At 67.5% G+C, this 16,806-nt stretch carries 13 protein-coding genes; 9 read left to right on the top strand and 4 right to left on the bottom strand.

What is annotated here, in order from left to right:
* Nucleotides 1-11: 11 nt before the first annotated feature.
* Together HNQ66_RS02905 and HNQ66_RS02910 are read left to right on the top strand one after the other, a co-directional pair.
* On the top strand, nucleotides 12-1,049 hold the full coding sequence (locus HNQ66_RS02905) for a DmpA family aminopeptidase (protein WP_184140664.1): 1,038 nt from the start codon (nucleotides 12-14) through the stop codon (nucleotides 1,047-1,049).
* A complete protein-coding gene (locus tag HNQ66_RS02910) occupies nucleotides 1,046-1,846 on the top strand; it encodes a M55 family metallopeptidase (RefSeq protein WP_184140666.1) in 801 nt (266 codons plus the stop codon). The genes HNQ66_RS02905 and HNQ66_RS02910 overlap by 4 nt, the downstream gene beginning before the upstream one ends.
* Here the strand turns inward: HNQ66_RS02910 and HNQ66_RS02915 are convergent.
* The gene (locus HNQ66_RS02915) at nucleotides 1,836-2,783 is read right to left on the bottom strand and encodes a LysR family transcriptional regulator (RefSeq protein ID WP_184140668.1); all 948 of its coding nucleotides are present in this window, start codon (nucleotides 2,781-2,783) and stop codon (nucleotides 1,836-1,838) included. The genes HNQ66_RS02910 and HNQ66_RS02915 overlap by 11 nt on opposite strands.
* A 35-nt stretch (nucleotides 2,784-2,818) precedes the next feature.
* On the bottom strand, nucleotides 2,819-3,382 hold the full coding sequence (locus HNQ66_RS02920; protein WP_184140670.1) for a cupin domain-containing protein: 564 nt from the start codon (nucleotides 3,380-3,382) through the stop codon (nucleotides 2,819-2,821).
* Between the two features lie 265 nt (nucleotides 3,383-3,647).
* On the opposite strand from HNQ66_RS02920, the gene HNQ66_RS02925 reads away from it, so the two are divergent.
* The 6 genes from HNQ66_RS02925 to HNQ66_RS02950 all read left to right on the top strand — a co-directional run bounded on the left by HNQ66_RS02925 (nucleotide 3,648) and on the right by HNQ66_RS02950 (nucleotide 12,370).
* Nucleotides 3,648-5,393 carry an ABC transporter substrate-binding protein gene (locus HNQ66_RS02925; RefSeq protein ID WP_246434153.1) on the top strand — a complete coding sequence of 582 codons (1,746 nt, stop codon included), beginning with the start codon at nucleotides 3,648-3,650 and terminating at the stop codon, nucleotides 5,391-5,393.
* 105 nt (nucleotides 5,394-5,498) lie between these two features.
* Nucleotides 5,499-7,343, top strand: coding sequence for a dipeptide ABC transporter ATP-binding protein (locus HNQ66_RS23740; RefSeq protein ID WP_184140672.1), 1,845 nt, complete (start codon nucleotides 5,499-5,501; stop codon nucleotides 7,341-7,343).
* Complete coding sequence (locus tag HNQ66_RS02935; protein ID WP_184140674.1) at nucleotides 7,340-8,308, top strand: ABC transporter permease; 969 nt, start codon at nucleotides 7,340-7,342, stop codon at nucleotides 8,306-8,308. Before HNQ66_RS23740 ends, HNQ66_RS02935 begins: the two co-directional genes overlap by 4 nt.
* Nucleotides 8,305-9,258, top strand: coding sequence for an ABC transporter permease (locus tag HNQ66_RS02940; RefSeq protein WP_184140676.1), 954 nt, complete (start codon nucleotides 8,305-8,307; stop codon nucleotides 9,256-9,258). The genes HNQ66_RS02935 and HNQ66_RS02940 overlap by 4 nt, the downstream gene beginning before the upstream one ends.
* Before the next feature lie 9 nt (nucleotides 9,259-9,267).
* Complete coding sequence (locus tag HNQ66_RS02945; RefSeq protein ID WP_184140678.1) at nucleotides 9,268-10,566, top strand: alpha/beta fold hydrolase; 1,299 nt, start codon at nucleotides 9,268-9,270, stop codon at nucleotides 10,564-10,566.
* 16 nt (nucleotides 10,567-10,582) lie between these two features.
* Complete coding sequence (locus tag HNQ66_RS02950) at nucleotides 10,583-12,370, top strand: aminopeptidase P family protein (protein ID WP_184140680.1); 1,788 nt, start codon at nucleotides 10,583-10,585, stop codon at nucleotides 12,368-12,370.
* On the opposite strand, the gene HNQ66_RS02955 is transcribed toward HNQ66_RS02950, so the two are convergent.
* Both HNQ66_RS02955 and HNQ66_RS02960 read right to left on the bottom strand, forming a co-directional pair.
* Nucleotides 12,367-13,752, bottom strand: a complete 1,386-nt coding sequence (locus HNQ66_RS02955) for an NAD(P)/FAD-dependent oxidoreductase (RefSeq protein ID WP_184140682.1) — start codon at nucleotides 13,750-13,752, stop codon at nucleotides 12,367-12,369. The two genes, HNQ66_RS02950 and HNQ66_RS02955, sit on opposite strands and share 4 nt — an antisense overlap.
* A gap of 75 nt (nucleotides 13,753-13,827) precedes the next feature.
* The gene (locus HNQ66_RS02960) at nucleotides 13,828-14,730 is read right to left on the bottom strand and encodes a LysR family transcriptional regulator (RefSeq protein WP_184140684.1); all 903 of its coding nucleotides are present in this window, start codon (nucleotides 14,728-14,730) and stop codon (nucleotides 13,828-13,830) included.
* A 184-nt stretch (nucleotides 14,731-14,914) separates the two neighbouring features.
* On the opposite strand from HNQ66_RS02960, the gene HNQ66_RS02965 reads away from it, so the two are divergent.
* Complete coding sequence (locus HNQ66_RS02965) at nucleotides 14,915-16,654, top strand: amidohydrolase family protein (RefSeq protein ID WP_184140686.1); 1,740 nt, start codon at nucleotides 14,915-14,917, stop codon at nucleotides 16,652-16,654.
* Nucleotides 16,655-16,806: the final 152 nt, after the last annotated feature.

The raw sequence follows: 16,806 nt of genomic DNA on the forward strand, positions 1-16,806 counted from the left end.
AGAGGGGCGACATGCAGACGGCACGGCAATGGGGGCTGATCCCGAAGGGGCGGCTCGAACCGGGCGCGGAAAACGCGATCACCGACGTGCCGGGCGTTGCGGTCGGCCATCGCTCGCTGCGCGGCGAGGGCGTCTTCACCGGCGTGACGGCGGTGGTTCCCCATCCGGGCGACCTCTTCCGCGTCAAGCCGCGGGCGGCCGTCGAGGTCATCAACGGCTTCGGCAAGTCGGCCGGCCTCATGCAGGTCGCCGAGCTCGGCACCATCGAGACGCCGATCCTGCTCACCAACACCTTCGCCGTTTCGGCCTGCACCGAGGCCCTCATCCGCCGCGCCATCGCCGCCAATCCGGCGATCGGCCGCAAGACCTCGACCGTCAATCCGCTCGTCTTCGAATGCAACGACGGCGCCATCAACGATATCCAGGCGCTGGCCGTCACTCCCGCCGATGCCGGGGCGGCGCTGGATGCCGCCCGCACCGGGCCGGTCGAGCAGGGCGCCGTCGGCGCAGGCTCGGGCATGACGGCCTTCGGCTTCAAGGCGGGGATCGGCACGGCCTCGCGGACGCTGCGTATCGCCAGGCGCGATTTCACGCTTGGCACGCTGGTGCTCGCCAATTTCGGCGCGGTGGGCGATCTCGTCCTGCCGGACGGGCGGCGTCCCGAACCGCGCGCGCCGGCAAGCCCCGAGCGCGGATCGGTGATCGTCGTCATGGCAACCGACCTGCCGCTCGGCGACCGGCAATTGCAGCGCGTCGCACGGCGCGGCGGCGCGGGCCTTGCCCGGCTCGGCGCCTTCTGGGGCAACGGCAGCGGCGATGTCGTCCTCTGCTTCACCACGGCCGATCCGGTCGAGCATGCGCCTTCGTCGCCCGTGACCATGCAGCAGCGCCTTTCGGACGACCATATCGACCTTGCCTTCCGCGCCGCTGCCGAGACGACGCAGGAAGCCGTCCTCAACGCGCTCTGCGCGGCGCCGGCCACGCCCGGCCGCAACGGCCGCCTCTATCCCGCACTTGCCGACTGGCTCAAGGAGAACTCCGTCCCATGAAAGTCTTCATCTCCGCCGATATCGAAGGCACCGCAGGCATCGCCCATTGGGACGAGGCCGAGCGCACCCATGCCGACTGGGCCGAGTTCCGCGCGCTGATGACGGCGGAAGTCGTCGCCGCCTGCGAGGGCGCGCGCGCCGCCGGGGCGAGCGAAGTGGTGATCAAGGACGCCCATGACAGCGGCCGCAACCTCATCCTCGACCGGCTGCCGGACTATGTGCGGATCGTCCGCGGCTGGTCGGGCCATCCCGATGCCATGATGTTCGGCCTCGATGCCGGCTTCGCCGCGGCGATCTATACCGGCTACCATTCGAAGGCGGGCAGCGAGGCGAACCCGCTCGCCCATACCTCGAACCTGCGTATCTCGCGCCTTATCCTCAACGGCGAGGTCGCCTCGGAATTCACGGTGAACGCGCTCTGCGCGGCCGGCTACGGCGTGCCGTCCGTCTTCCTCGCCGGCGATGCGCAGATGTGCGCCGAGGCGCGCGCGATGGTGCCGGGCCTTGCCACGGTCGAGACGCTGGAGGGCGCGGGCCGCGCCTCCACCTCCCTCTCGCCGGCCTGGTCGCGCCGCCTGATCCGCGAAGGGGTCGCCGCCGCGCTCTCGGGCGATTTCGCCGCGGCGCTGCCCGCCCGCGCCGAGCGCTACGAAGTCGTCATCGAGTTCAACAACCCGACGGACGCCTATCGGGCCGGCTGGTATCCGGGCGCCTATGCGCACGGCCCCCGCGCCGTCGCCTTCGCGCATGCCGATTTCGCCGAAATCCTCCGGGCGCTGGTCTTCCTCAAGGTCTGACCGCGGAAGCCTCCAGCACCCGCCCGGCGGTGCGCCAGAGGTCCTCGACCCTGCCGCTTCGGCTGCCGGCGTGTCGATAGAGGCGGATTTCGAGGTCGAGGTTCCAGCCCTCGTCCGCCGAGGCGGGAACGAGCCGGCCCGCTTCCATCTCGTCGCGCGCAAGGCTTTCCGGCAGCCAGCAGACGCCCGCGCCGGTGACGGCCATGGTCATCAGCCCGGCGCTGATCGTGTTCTCGTGCGTCGTGCGCCGCCGGAAGGGCGGGCGGCGCAGGAAGAGGCGCGAGAGCGCGACGCCGAAGAACGAATTGAACCCGTAACTGAGATAGGGGACGGCAAGGCGCGGCTGCGCAACGGCGCGGTCGATGAGGTTCAGTCCCTTCTGCTCGCTGCCGGCGACCGCAAGGCGCGGCGCGGCGAGCGGGATCAGCCGGTCATGGGCGACCGTCAGCGAGGCAAACCGGCCGCGGTCGAGATGGAACGGCACTTCGGGGTGGGCGTAGGTAAGGAAGAAATCCGCCTCGTCGCCGATAAGCGCGTCGAGATTGGCTTCGATCCCGCCGCGGTCGGGCAGAAGGGAGGTGCTGAAGGCGCCGCCCGCTGTTTCCAGCGCCTTCAGCCATTGTGGGAAGAAGGTCACCGTCAGCGTATGGAGCGCGGCAAAGCGGACGAGGCCCGGCTCGTGCGACGGGCGCAGCGCCTCGCGCGCGGCATAGAAGGTGCGGATCGCTTCCTGGGCGACCGGCAGGAAGGAGCGCCCCGCCGGCGTCAGTTCGGCCGGCATGGTCGCGCGGCTGATCAGCGTCGCGCCGAGCCAGCCTTCAAGCTGCTTGATGCGGCGGCTGAAGGCGGACTGCGTGACGTTGCGCAATTCCGCCGCCCGCGAGAAGCTGGATGTGTCGGCAAGCGTCACGAAATCCTCCAGCCACTTGATCTCCATCGCCGCCGTCCTCCATGCCTTGCCGCCGGCCGCGCTCAGGAAAAGAGCGGCTGCGTGCGCACCCACAGTTCCAGTGTCGTCTCGTTGCCGAGCGTTGCGGAGCGGTGCGGCAAATGGGACTGGAAATGCATGGAATCGCCCTTGTTGAGGATATGGCGCTCGCCGCCCACCTCCAGCAGGATGCAACCCTCGATGATATAGACGAAGTCCTCGCCCTCGTTGTGCATGATTTCCGAGACATGGCCCGGTGGGCGGCGTACGAGGGTGGGGTGCAGCTTGGCATCGGCGAAGCCGGCGCCGAGCAGTTCGTAGGTCCGGCGGGCGTCGCCGAGGCTGAAGGCCTCCCGCTCGCCCTGCCGCGAGACGGCGCCCGTGGCGCGCGGCGGCGCCTTGACGAAGGCGTCGACGCTGGTGCCCAGCGCCTCGGCGATGTTGCAGAGCGAGGCGAGCGAGGGCGTCGAGGCGCCGCGCTCGATCTGCGAGAGGAAGCCGATGGACGGCCCGACGCGCTCCGAGACCTGCTGGAGCGTCATGTCGATGGCGCGCCGGCGCTTGCGGATCTTCTTGCCGAGGGGTTCCTCCGCGACGCTGTCTGCCACGCCCTTCTTCCTCGCTCCTGCCTCTTGCGACATTACCGAACCTGTTCCGCAGATTGGAGATGGCCGGAATATGGGCCAAGCGATCCGCGATGTCGATGTACCGGACGGCGCAAGGCCCGGGGTTTTCGGCGCGCGCCGCGACCCGCCTTGCCTCCCGATCCGGCATCTGCGAAAATTTTTCTACTGCGCCTCAATTTCTTTTGCAATGGTTCAATTTTTGAGTAATGACTTTCGCATGTGAGGATGAAGCTCAAGGGAGGAGCCCATGCGCATGGAGACGAACTGGAAGTTCCTGATGGCGACGGCCGCGGTGATCGGCCTGATGCAGGCCGGCGGCGCGCTGGCGCAGGAGGAGCCGCAGACCGGCGGCGTGCTGCGTATCCTGGCGACGGGCGAGCCCGACCACATGGACCCGACGCTCGCCGGCATGGTGCCGACCAACAACCTCATGCGTGCGATTTCCCGCCAGCTCGTCAGCTACGAGGCCTCGACCGATCCGGACGTGGCGATCAAGCCGGTGGGGGACCTTGCGACCGAGGTTCCGCAGCCGACCGATGGCGGCCTCACCTATACGTTCACGCTGCGCGACGGGGCGATGTGGAATGCGCCCTCCGGCGCGCGCCAGATCACCTCGGCCGATGTGGAGCGCGGCTTCAAGCGCCTGTGCAACCCGCATATGCAGGCCTCGACGCTCACCTATTTCACGGCGCTGATCTCCGGCCTTTCGGAATTCTGCGACGGTTTTGCCAAGGTCGAGCCGACGCCGGCGGCGATGAAGGCCTATATGGAGGGCAATGACGTTACCGGCATCGAGACGCCGGACGACAGGACGGTGGTCTTCAAGCTGAAGGAGCGGGCCGGCGACTTCGTCTACATGCTGTCCCTGCCGATGCCCGCACCCGTCGCGCTGGAGACGCTGGACTACGTGCCCGACAGCCCGGATTTCCGCGCCAACTTCATCGGCAGCGGCCCCTATACGATCGGCGAATATACGCCCGACACCAGCCTGAAGCTCGTGCGCAACCCGGCCTGGAAGCCGGAGAGCGACCCGCTGCGCAAGGCCTATGTCGATGAGATCGACATCACGATGGGCCTGCAGGCCGACGCCATCATGCAGCAGCTCCAATCGGGCGACGGCGACCTTGCCTATGACATCAACGTGCCGACCGCGATCCTCGCGACGCTTGCCGCCACGGGCGACGAGAAGCTGACGGCGATGTCCTCGGGCAACACGAACTTCCTCTTCATCAACACCGTCTCGGACAACAACAAGGGGGCGCTGAAAGATCTTCGCGTGCGCCAGGCGCTGGAATATGCCGTCGACAAGGCGGCCATCGTGCAGCAATGGGGCGGCTCGACCGTCGCCGAGCCCGCCAACGGCATCTTCGGCATCGGCGTCCTCGGCTACCACAAGTTCGATCTCTATCCCTCGCCGGACGCCAAGGGCAACCCGGAAAAGGCCAAGGCGCTCCTGGCCGAGGCGGGCTTCCCGGACGGCATCACGCTGAAGATGCCCTATCGCAACAAGGACCTGGAAGTCGCGACCGCCGCCACGCTTCAGGCGAGCCTTGCGCGCGCGGGCATCACGCTGGAAATGACGCCGGTGACCGCCGCCGACTACTATTCCAAGTTCATGACCAACCCGGTCAACACGAAGGAAGGCACCTGGGATATCGCGCCCGTGGGCTGGACGCCGGACTGGGTGGGCGGCGCCGCACGCTCCGTCTTCCAGCCGCAATTCACCTTCGACGGCACGCACCAGACCTACAATTACACGGACTACAACAACCCGAAGGCCAACGAGATCGCCGGGCAGGCGATCAACGCCACGACGCCCGAGGAGACCGCGAAGCTCTGGGCCGAGGTCGATGAACTGGTGATGGCGGATGCGCCCGTCGTGCCGCTGATCGCCAACAAGAACCCGCGCTACCGCAGCGAGGCCGTCAAGAACTACAAGCCCTACGCGCTCGGCGTCGAAGGCGACTGGACCAACCTGTGGATCGAACGCTGAGCCGATAGACGGCCACGCCGGCTTCGGCGTGGCCTTGCGGCTTCCCGCGCATCCCGGGATGCGCGGGGGCGTTTATCATTTCTCTTCGATAGATGAGGGGCGGACGTGGCTATTCTCGAGGCGAAGGGCCTCACCGTCGATATTCCGACCGAGGACGGCACTGTGCATGCGGTGCGCAACGTCTCGTTCGCGATCCGGCCGGGCTCGCTGTTCGGCATTGCCGGCGAATCCGGCTCGGGCAAGAGCGTGTTGACGCAGGCGGTGATGGGGCTGCTGCCCAATGCCGATATTTCCGGCGAGGTCTGGTTCGAGGGCAGGAACCTCATCGGCCTCCCGCAGGAGGAGATGCGGCGGCTTCGCGGCGGGCGCATCGGCATGATCTTCCAGGATCCGCTCTCCAGCCTCCATCCCTTCTACACCATCGGCGCGCAGATCGCCGAGGTGCTGCACGCCCATGAGACGATCGGCCCGGCCGAGGCGCGGGCGCGCGTCGTCGACATGCTGGGCAAGGTCGGCATTCCCGCGCCTGCCGAGCGCTTCGACGACTATCCGCACCAGTTTTCCGGCGGCATGCGCCAGCGCGTGATGATCGCCATGGCGTTGATCCTCAAGCCCGCGCTGATCATCGCCGACGAGCCGACGACGGCCCTCGACGTCACCGTGCAGGCGCAGATCGTGGAATTGCTCGATGCCATGCGGCGCGACTTCGGCACGACCGTCATCCTCATCACTCACGATCTCGGCCTGCTCTCCTCCGTCGCCGACGACGTGATGGTGATGTATGCCGGCAACCGGCTGGAATACGGCAGGGCGGCCGACGTCTTCCGCGCCCCGGCCCATCCCTATACCGCCGGCCTGCTGCGCTCGACGCCGGCCAGCTACCGGCCGGGCGCGGAGCTTGCACCGATCGGCGGCCGGCCGCCGAGCCTGCTCGCGACGCCCGCCGGCTGCGTCTTCGCTCCGCGCTGTCCCGAGGCGCTGGCGCGCTGCGCGAGTGAGCGCCCGCCGCTGCGGGTCTATGACGACGGGGTCGAATCCCTCTGCTGGCTGGAGGCTGGCGCCGGCAGGGCGCGACCCGCCATGGCGGCGGCCGCTTCCGTCGTGAAGGCCGCCGACCCCGAGCCGGTCGCCGAGATTGAGGACGTATGCCTCACCTACCAGACCGGCAGCTTCTTCGGCGCGAAGCGTTCTCTGGAGGTGCTGAAAGGCATCGACCTGACGGTCGGGCGCGGCGAGACCGTCGGCCTCGTCGGCGAGAGCGGCTGCGGGAAATCGACGCTGGCGCGCATCGTCGCCGGGCTGGTGCCGGCGACATCCGGGCACGTGCGCGTGCTCGGCAAGGACATGGCGAGCCTCGATGCGCGGGCCTGGCGTAAGATGCGGCGCGAGGTGCAGCTCGTCTTCCAGGACCCGTTCGGCTCGCTCAACCCGCGCCGTCGCGTCGGTGCCATCATCGGCGATCCTTTCCGCCTGCACGGCATCGCGAGCGGCGAGGAGCGGCGCGAAAAAGTACGCCGGCTGATGGAGATGGTGGGCCTCAATCCCGAGCACTACAACCGTTTCCCCGCCGAGTTTTCCGGCGGCCAGCGCCAGAGGATCGGCATCGCCCGGGCGCTGGCACTCAATCCGGCGCTGATCATCTGCGACGAGCCCGTCTCGGCGCTCGACGTGTCGATCCAGGCGCAGGTGCTGAACCTCCTGCGCGAATTGCAGCGCGACCTCGGCCTCACCTATCTCTTCATTTCCCACGACCTTTCGGTCGTGCGCCATGTCTGCGACCGCATCGCGGTGATGCAGGGCGGGCGGATCGTCGAGCTGGAGACGGCCGAGCGGCTGTTTGCCGATCCGCAGCACGATTATACCCGCACGCTGCTTTCAGCCTCCAGGATGCTGCCGGCCTTTGCGGACGGCGGCGGGCGCGTGCTTGTAGAGACGCGGGGGTTGGCATGAGCGAGACCACGGTGAACGAACCTTCCCCCGAGGCCGACGTCGTCCAGCGCGGCTCCTTCGCGCTGACGGTCCGCCGGCTCCGGCGCGATACCGCCAGCATGGCGGCGCTCTGCGTCATCCTCGCGGTGATCCTGCTGGCGATCGTCGCGCCGTGGGTGGCCGGGATCACCGGCCATTCGCCGATCGAGCAGTTCCGCGAGACGGGCCTGTCGCCGGCCGGCATTCCGGTGGGGCCGGGGGCGGAATTCTGGCTCGGCACGGACCAGCTCGGCCGCGACGTCCTCGTGCGGCTCGCCTATGGAGCGCGGGTCTCGCTGCTCGTCGGCGTCTTCGCCTCCATGCTCGCCTCGCTGATCGCCGTCGTCGTCGGCACCACGGCGGGCTATTTCGGCGGCACGGTCGACCTCGTCCTCAGCCGGCTGACGGACCTCGTGATGAGTGTGCCGTTCCTGCTCTGCGCGCTGGCGCTGGTCTCGGCCTTCGGGCCGAGCCTTGCGCTCTCCGTCGTCGTCATCGTCTTCTTCAGCTGGGCGCCGATGGCGCGCGTCATCCGCGGGCAGGTCATCTCGCTGCGGCGGCAGGATTTCGTGCTGGCGAGCCGTTCGCTCGGCGCCGGGCCGCTGTCGATCATGGTCGTCGACATCCTGCCCAATCTCGCCGTGCCGATCATCGTCTACACGACCATGCAGATCCCCAATTCCATCGTCTTCGAGGCGACGCTCTCGTTCCTCGGCATGGGTATCGTGCCGCCGACGCCGAGCTGGGGCGGCATGCTGGCGGATGCCTCGTCCAATTCGCTCTATCTCGTCGCCTGGTGGCTGATCTTCGTGCCGGGCACCGCACTCCTGATGACCACGCTCGCCTTCAACATCCTCGGCGACGGCCTGCGCGACGCGCTCGACCCGAAGAGCGCCCGCACCGTGCGCCGCCTCAGGCGCCAGCCGAAGGCAGGGACCAAGCCATGATCCGTTTCCTTGCCAGCCGTGTCGGCTTCGGTGCCGGCGTGCTCCTCGTCCTGTCGGCCTTCGTCTTCTTCCTGTTCTTCGTCGCGCCCGGCGATCCCGCCCGCATGATCGCCGGCGACAAGGCGACGGAGAGCCAGCTCCAGCAGATCCGCAAGAATCTCGGCGTCGACCGGCCGATCGTCGTGCAATACGGCGCCTTCATGCAGAAGGCGCTCTCCGGCGACCTCGGCTTTTCCTACCGCAACCAGCAGCCGGTCGCGCCGATCATCCTGCGGCGCATTCCGGTCACGCTGTCGCTGGTGCTCGGCGGAGCGCTGCTCTGGCTTTCCATCGGCGTGCCGATCGGCATCATGTCGGCGCGCCATGTCGGAAGCCTGCGCGACCGGCTGGGGCAGGCCTTCATCCTCGTCGGCCTCAGCTTCCCGACCTTCGTGCTCGGCATGATGTCGCTCTATCTGCTCTACTTCATGCCGAAGCAGGCGGGTTTCACACTGTTTCCGGCCGGCGGCTACAAGGCGCTCACGTCCGATCCGTTGGTCTGGGCCTGGCATCTCGCGCTGCCCTGGACCACGCTGGCGCTGACCATGGCGGCGATCTATGCGCGCCTGACGCGCGGCCAGATGCTGGACGTGATGGGCGAGGACTATATCCGCACCGCCCGGGCCAAAGGCCTTTCGGAGCGCCGCGTCGTCTGGAAGCACGGCCTTCGCGCCGCGCTGACCCCGCTCGTCACCCAGCTCGGCGCCGATATCGCGCTCCTGCTCGGCGGCGTCATCGTCATCGAGCAGGTCTACGGGCTCCAGGGCGTGGGCGCGCTCGCCGTGCAGGCGGTCGCCAACCAGGACAGGCCGATCATCATCGGCGTCGTCCTGCTCGGCGGCCTGTTCATCGTCATCGCCAATATCGTGGTCGACCTGCTTTACGTGCTGCTCGATCCGCGCGTCCGTTGAGGAAATCCCATGATCGTCTCCGAATACACCATTCCCGGCCTGCATGTGCGCGATCATGTCGTGACCGTCCCGCTCGACTGGTCGAAGCCGGACGGCAGGACCATCGAAGTCTTCGCCCGCGAGGTGGTCGATCCCGCCCGCAAGGACGAAAAACTGCCGCTCCTCTGCTTCCTGCAGGGCGGGCCGGGCGGCAAGTCCCCGCGTCCGACCAAGAGCAGCCCGCCCTGGCTGGCCAGGGCGCTGAAGACGCACCGCATCCTCCTGCCCGACCAGCGCGGCACGGGCCGCTCCACCCCCGTGGACGCGGCGACAATTACCGGCTTCGACGGCGAGGCGGGCGCCGATTACCTTGCCTGCTTCCGTGCCGATTCCATCGTCGACGACCTCGAGCACCTGCGCAAGACGATCTTCGGCGGCGCGCGCTGGCAGACGCTCGGCCAGAGCTACGGCGGCTTCCTGACGCTCACCTATCTCAGCCGCGCGCCCGAGGGCCTTTCGGCCTGCTACGTCGCCGGCGGCCTGCCGGGCCTCGATCCCTCGGCGGAGGCGGTTTACCGCCACACCTATCCGCGCGTGCGCGCCAAGAACGAGATCTTCTACAAGCGCTATCCGGACGACAGGGCGCTGGTCGCCCGCATCGCCGATTTCCTCGACGCGAACACTGTGACGCTGCCGGACGGCGGCCGCCTGACGGTGCGCCGCTTCCAGAGCCTCGGCCTCGATTTCGGCATGGGTCCCGGCTTCGAGAACATCCACTGGCTGCTCGACGAGGCCTTCGCCGCGCCGGATCGCCTGTCCGACCAGTTCCTCGGCGCGCTGATGCACGCGACCGCCTATAGCGGCAATCCGCTTTTTGCGGCAATCCACGAGGCGATCTACGGCGAGGGCGAGGGGGCGACGGAATGGGCTGCCGGGCGCGTGCTGGCCGAATTCCCGGAATTCGACGCCAAGGCGCGCCCGCTCCTCTTCACCGGCGAGATGATCTATCCGTGGATGTTCGAGGAGATCGCGCTGCTGAAACCCTTCCGGGCCGCCGCCGAGGCGCTTGCCCGCCGCCCCCGGTATGGGCGGCTCTACGACAGGGCGCGCCTTGCGGAAAATGCCGTCCCGGTCTCGGCGGTCGTCTATTTCGACGACATGTATGTCGATGCGGGCCTGTCGCTTGCAACGGCCAGGGCCGTTGGCAATCTCGACGCCTGGGTCACCAACGAATTCGAGCATGACGGTATCCGCCAGTCGGGCTCGGTCTTCGAGCGGCTCCTGTCGATGGTCGCCGAAAAGGGCGGGCCGCTGAAGGCCGACCACTGAAGGAAAGACAATAAGCATGACGACGAAGGAGAAGGTGGCGGCGTTGCGCGGCTGGATGGCGGCGGCGGGGCTCGACGGGCTGATCGTGCCGCGCACCGATGCGCACCAGAGCGAGGTCACCGCCCCGCGCGATGATTGCCTGCGCTACCTCACCGGCTTTTCCGGCTCGGCGGGGCTGGCGCTCGTGCTGTCGGATGAGGCGCTGATCTTCGTCGACGGGCGCTACCAGGTGCAGGTGCGCCAGGAGGTCGCCCCGGCGCTCTTTGCCGTCCATCACCTTTATGACGATCCGCTCGACGGCTGGCTGAAGGCGAATGCGCGGCCCGGCTGGCGTATCGGCCTCGACACCATGCTGGTGCCCGGCAGCCTCCATGACAGGCTGGCGGAGGGTTGCGCGGCGGCCGGTGCGAGCCTCGTCGCGCTCGATGCAGATCCCTTCGACGCCGTCTGGCGGGACCGTCCGCCCCGTCCGCTCGGCGCGATCCGCGCCATGCCGCCGGAGATGGCCGGTGAAACGGCCGGGAGCAAGCGGATGCGTATCGCCGGGAGCCTGAAGGGGAAGGGCGCCGATCTTCTCGTCGAGACCCTGCCGGACAATATCGCCTGGCTCCTCAACGTGCGCGGCTCGGACGTGCCGATGAACCCGGTGCCGCATTCCTTCCTCGTGCTGGAGGAGGACGGCCGCGCGGAATGGTTCGTCGACCGCCGCAAGTTCGGCAACGATCTCGATGCCTACGAGCTTGCCGATGTGGCCCTGTCGCCGCCGGAACGCTTCCTCGACCGCCTTGCCGAAACCGTCGCCGGAAGGACGGCGGCGATCGATGCGGATTTCGCGCCGCAGGCCGTGCGGGCGCGCATCCTTGCTGCCGGCGGCAGGCTTGCGCCGCAGACGAGCCCGATAACGCTCGCCAAGGCCGAGAAGACGCCGGCCGAATTGCAGGGCTATCGCGACTGCCATCTGGAGGACGGCATCGCCGTCGCCGATTTCCTCGCCTGGCTTTCCGCTGAAGCGCCGGTGCGGGCGGGCACGGAAACGCCGCTCGGCGAGCTGGAGGCCGAGGCGCGGCTGCTCGCCTTCCGCAGCGAGCGGCCCGGTTTCCTCGAGCCGAGCTTCCGCACGATTTCCGCCGCCGGTGCCAATGCCGCCATGTGCCACTATGCGGCAAGCCCCGAGACCAACGCGCCGCTCGAGACGGATGCGCCCTATCTGGTGGATTCCGGGGGGCAATATGCCAACGGCACGACGGACCTGACGCGCACCGTGATGTTCGGCGTGCCGACGGCGGAGATGCGCCTTGCCTATACGGCCGTACTGAAAGGCTTCATCTCGCTGATGTCGGCGCGGTTCCCGGCGGGAACGCACGGGCACCAGCTCGACGCCTTCGCCCGCCGCGCGCTCTGGGATCTCGGCCTCGACTACGACCACGGCACGGGCCACGGCGTTGGCCATAACCTGCTGGTCCACGAATATCCGCACCGCTTCGCGCGCCAGCCGAACCTGCACGGCCTCACGCCCGGCAATATCATGACCATCGAGCCCGGCTACTACCGGGAGGGCGCTTTCGGCATGCGCATCGAGAACCAGGTGGAGGTGGTGGCCGACGCTCCCGGCTTCTGCCGCTTCGCCACGCTCACCTTCGTGCCCATCGACCTGACCATGACAGACCTCGATGCCCTGAGTCCGGCCGAAACCGCCTTCCTTGATGCCTACCACGCGGAAGTGCGCGCGAAGCTCGAAGCCCATGTCCGCCCCGAGACGCGGTCGTGGCTGCTGGAGGAGACGAGGCCCGTCGCCGAGCGCTAGTGCCCGGTGATGCGGTCTGCGATGGCCGCGAGGCGCGAGGTCTGCGGCAGGCCGGCGAACTCCCGTTCGTCGGCCATGCGGTAGAGCTGGTACATGGAATGGACGCCGAGCCAGCGAAAGGGTTCGGGCTCCCACGGGCGCACCGTGCGGTTGACCCAGGGAAGCCCCGTCAGGTCGCTTTCCCGGCGCAGGACTAGGTCGCAGAGCGTGCGGCCGGCAAGGTTCGAGCTGGAGACGCCGAGGCCGACATAGCCGCCGGCCCAGCCGATGCCGGTCGAAGGATCGAAGCCGGCGGTGGTGCACCAGTCGCGCGGCACGCCGAGCACGCCGCACCAGGCATGGTCGATCTTCAGCGCCTTCGTCTGTGGTAGCAGGCGCAGGAGGATGGCGTGCAGGGCCTCGACGGTCGCCTGCTGCGTCTTTCCGGCATCGTCGGTGCGTGAGCCGAAGCGATAGGGCACGCCCCGCCCGCCCATGGTGATGCGGCCCTCGCGGGTGCGCTGGGCATAGCAATAGGCGTGGGCCGCATCGCCGAGGAGTTCGTGTCCCTCCCAGCCGATCTCCTGCCACAGCGCATCCGGCACGGGCTCGGTGACGATCTGGGCGCTGTTGAGCGGCAGCCAGGTGCGCTCGCAGCCGGGAAGGCCGGCCGTGAAGCCCTCCGTCGCGCGGATGATGACGGGTGCGCGCACGCTGCCGCGGTCGGTCTCGACCAGGCCTTTCTCGAAGCGTGTGACGGTGGTGCCTTCGTAAATGGCAACGCCGAGGCCTTCCACGACGGCGGCAAGGCCGCGCACGAGCTTGGCCGGCTGCACGCGCGCCATGTCGTGGATGACGAAGGCGCCCTGTACGTTCTTGATGCGGATGCGCCGGAATGCCTCCTCCGCCGAGAGCATCTCCATCCGTTCGGCCGGCATCTCCCAGTCGAGGTAGAACTGGTATTCCTCGCGGGCGCGCTCCAGTTGCGGAGCGTTGGTCGCCACGGTGATGTTGTCGACGCGCAGGATATCGGCGTCGATGGCTTCGTTTGCGCAGACGCGGATCACCTCGTCCACCGTGCCGGCCATGGCGCGCTGCATGTCGACCACCGCGCCGCGGCCGGAGGTCTTGAGGTACTTTTCCCGCGACCAGCCGAAGCCGCCGGAAAGCCAGCCGCCGTTGCGCCCGGACGCGCCGAAGCCGGCGAATTCCCGCTCGACGACGACGATGTCGAGGCCGGGATCGGCCTTCTTTAGGTAATAGGCGGTCCACAGGCCCGTATAGCCCGCACCGATGATGCAGACATCGGCCTGCCGGTCGCCGGGAAGGGCGGGGCGCCTTTGCGGAAGGCCGCCGATATCGGCATACCAGAAGGAAACGTTGCCGTTCGTCTTGACGTCCATGGAAGGGCTTTCGGTTCGGGCGGGCAGGCCGCGAGCATAGGAACCGGCACGCCCGGCCGCAACAGGCTCCACCCGCTATTCCACGATGGCGCGCAGCGCCCGCGCGATCTCGTCGGCGAACATGGAGGCGGCGAGCGCCCGGCCGCGCTTCTCGCGCTGGACGAGGGAGAGCACGTTCTTGCCGAAGGTGCGGTCGCGGATCTGCACATAGGTCAGCATGCCGTTACGCTGCTCCTCGGCGATGTCGAACTTGCTGAGGAAGGCGATGCCGTCGCCGGCGGCGGCAAGGCATTTCATCGCCTCGATGGAATTGGTGAGGAAGGCGGGCTCCACCGCAAGACCGGCCTCGGCGAAGGCGTCGGCGACGATGCCGTGGATCAGCATGCTCTTCTCGGCGAAGATCAGCGGATAGGGCTCGCAGAAGGAGAGCGGCAGCGTCTCCATGCCGGCAAGCGGATGCTCCGGCGAGACGACGGCGCCGAGGCGCGTATCCGCCTTCCACAGCGTCTCGAGCTGGGGCGTCGCCGGCAGGTTGAAGGCAAGGCCGAGATCGGCCTCGCCGTCGATCACCGCCTGCACGATGTCGCGCACGAACATCACGCGGATGGAGATCTTCAGGCGCGGGTGCCGGGTGCAGAAGCTCGCCGCCGCCTTCGGCACGATGCCGCCGGCAAGGCCGTTCATGGTGGCGATGATCACCTCGCCGCTCTGCAAGGTCTTGATGTCGCGAATCTCCGCCTCGACCTGGCTGTATTCCTTGATCGTCCGGCGTATGTGGGCGACGAGGATCTCGCCGGCCGGCGTCAGGCGCAGGCCGCGCGGCAGGCGCTCGAACAGCGGCTCGCCGATGGCTTCCTCCAGTTGCAGCACATGCTTGTTGATGGCCGACGGCGCCACGTTCAGCCGCTCGCCGGCCGCCCGGATCGAGCCCAGCCGCGCAACTTCGTCGATATAGCGCAGCACGCGGGAGTGCAGCATGGCGTTCTCCTTCAACCGTTCTCGAAAAGCGTACGTTATGCGCATAAAATACTGCTTTTCGGAAACGGTGCAATGGCGTCTTATGCCATTCGGGAAGCGCGGGGGCGGGAGCCGCCGCTTCCGGGGGAAACCCCGAACGATTGCCGGCCCCGGCGACGGGGCCGAAGAGACCGGAGGACCAGTCATGAACCAGCATGTGAACATCGCGGAAGCCGCGCACTACGACACGGTGCGGGCGATCTTCGCCATCCTCAACGGCGAGCGGGAAGCCGACCTGCTCCTGAAGAACCTGAACATCCTCGATGTTCACGGCGAGACCGTCTACCACGGCTCGATCCTCGTCTACGACAAGCGCATCATCGCGCTCAATCCGGACGAGGAGATCCTGAAGGTGAAGGAGGTCTTCGACGGCAAGGGGCTCTATGCGATCCCCGGCCTGATCGACGCCCATATCCATTTCGAATCCCAGCTTGCCCATCCGACGGCGCTCGCCGAGGCCATGGTGCCCTGCGGCACGACGACGATCTATTCCGAATGCCTCGACCTTCTGAGCGCGGCGGCGGAAGAGGGCGTGGAAGCGGCGCAGAAGCTCTTCAAGGACTACGACAAGCTGCCCTATCGCCTCTATGCCTTCGCGCCGGGCAAGAAGACGGCGGCCGACGTCACCGAGGCGGTGCTGAAGATGGAGCCGGTGATCGGCCTCGGCGAGTTCGAGCACTTCACCTATTCCTCCGGCAGCGACGACGATTTCCGCAAGGCCGCCTGGGTGCGCGCCAAGGGTGGCTTCATGAACGGCCACTGGGGCGTCACCGCGCTCTCCGACATGATCCTCAACTACCTTCCGGCCATCGGGGTCTCCAACAACCACGACGTCTGGAACGAGAAGGATATCGAAAAGAGCATCCGCTACGGCTTCCCGACGCACATCAAGTTCGGCGTCGGCTCGGCCGAGGTCATCAAGGTGCTGCTGCGCGCCATCGTCGACCGCAAGTGGCCGACCGACAACTTCATGCTCTGCACGGACAATATCTCCGTCGAGCGCCTGCTGACCATGGGGCACATGGACTGGATCATCTCGCTCTGCGCCGAGATGGGCATCAACCCGATCCATGCGATCAAAATGGCGACCTACAACACGGCGCGTTCCTTCCACATGGAGGACAGGATCGGCTCGCTGACGCCCGGCCGCTTCGCCGACATCGTGCTGACCGACAGCCTGTCGAAGATCAACCCGCTCTTCGTCTTCAAGGACGGCGAGCTGGTGGCCAAGGACCGCAAGCTGCTGAAGAATGCCGATATCGACTATTCCGGCATGTGCAAGAAGGGCGTTCCGGGTCTTGCGGACCTGACGGCGGACCAGCTCGACATCGTGCCGCTGGAAATCTCAGAGGACGGCAGCAAGGCCAAGGTCTACCTCTTCGACGTCTACGGCCGCGGCCATGCCAAGTTCTACCAGGAAGTCTGGGTGCCGTTCACGGACGGCAGGGTCGTGCCGGAGGTGGACGGCGTGAAATACTCGCGCCTCTCCGTCATCCAGCGCTATGCGAACGGCAAGCGGCACATCGTCAACGGCCTCTTCAAGGGCGTGTCGATCGACCGCGGGGCGGTCGCGACCTTCTGGCCGGCGCCCAAGCCCTATTTCGTCGTGATCGGCGAGGAGAGCGCGGAGATGTGTCATTGCGTGAAGCAGGTGGACACCTATGCCGGCGCCTGCATCGTCACCGAGAACAAGGTGGAGAAGGCGGTGATGCCGCTCGATATCTACGGCGTCATGGCGAACATGACCGTCTCGGAGCTGACGGCCGCGGCAAGTTCCATCGACGCGGCGCTGGAAGACCTCGGCAACCGCAACGAGGGTGAGCCGGTCGTCAACAAGCTGCTCAGCCTCTTCATCTCGCTGCACCGCTTCCGCTTCATGGCGTGAAGCTCACGAAAATTCCGGCAGGCGCTCCGGCGCCTGTTGGAAAGACAGGATTGCGGATTGACCGGGAGAAGGAGTTCCGGGAAACCCGCAGGAACCAATTCAGGCGCGGCCGGCCGGGAGCAAGGGAGGCCGCCGTGCAACACCATCGGGAG

The sequence above is a fragment of the Shinella fusca genome (assembly GCF_014203155.1).
GTDB lineage: Bacteria > Pseudomonadota > Alphaproteobacteria > Rhizobiales > Rhizobiaceae > Shinella > Shinella fusca.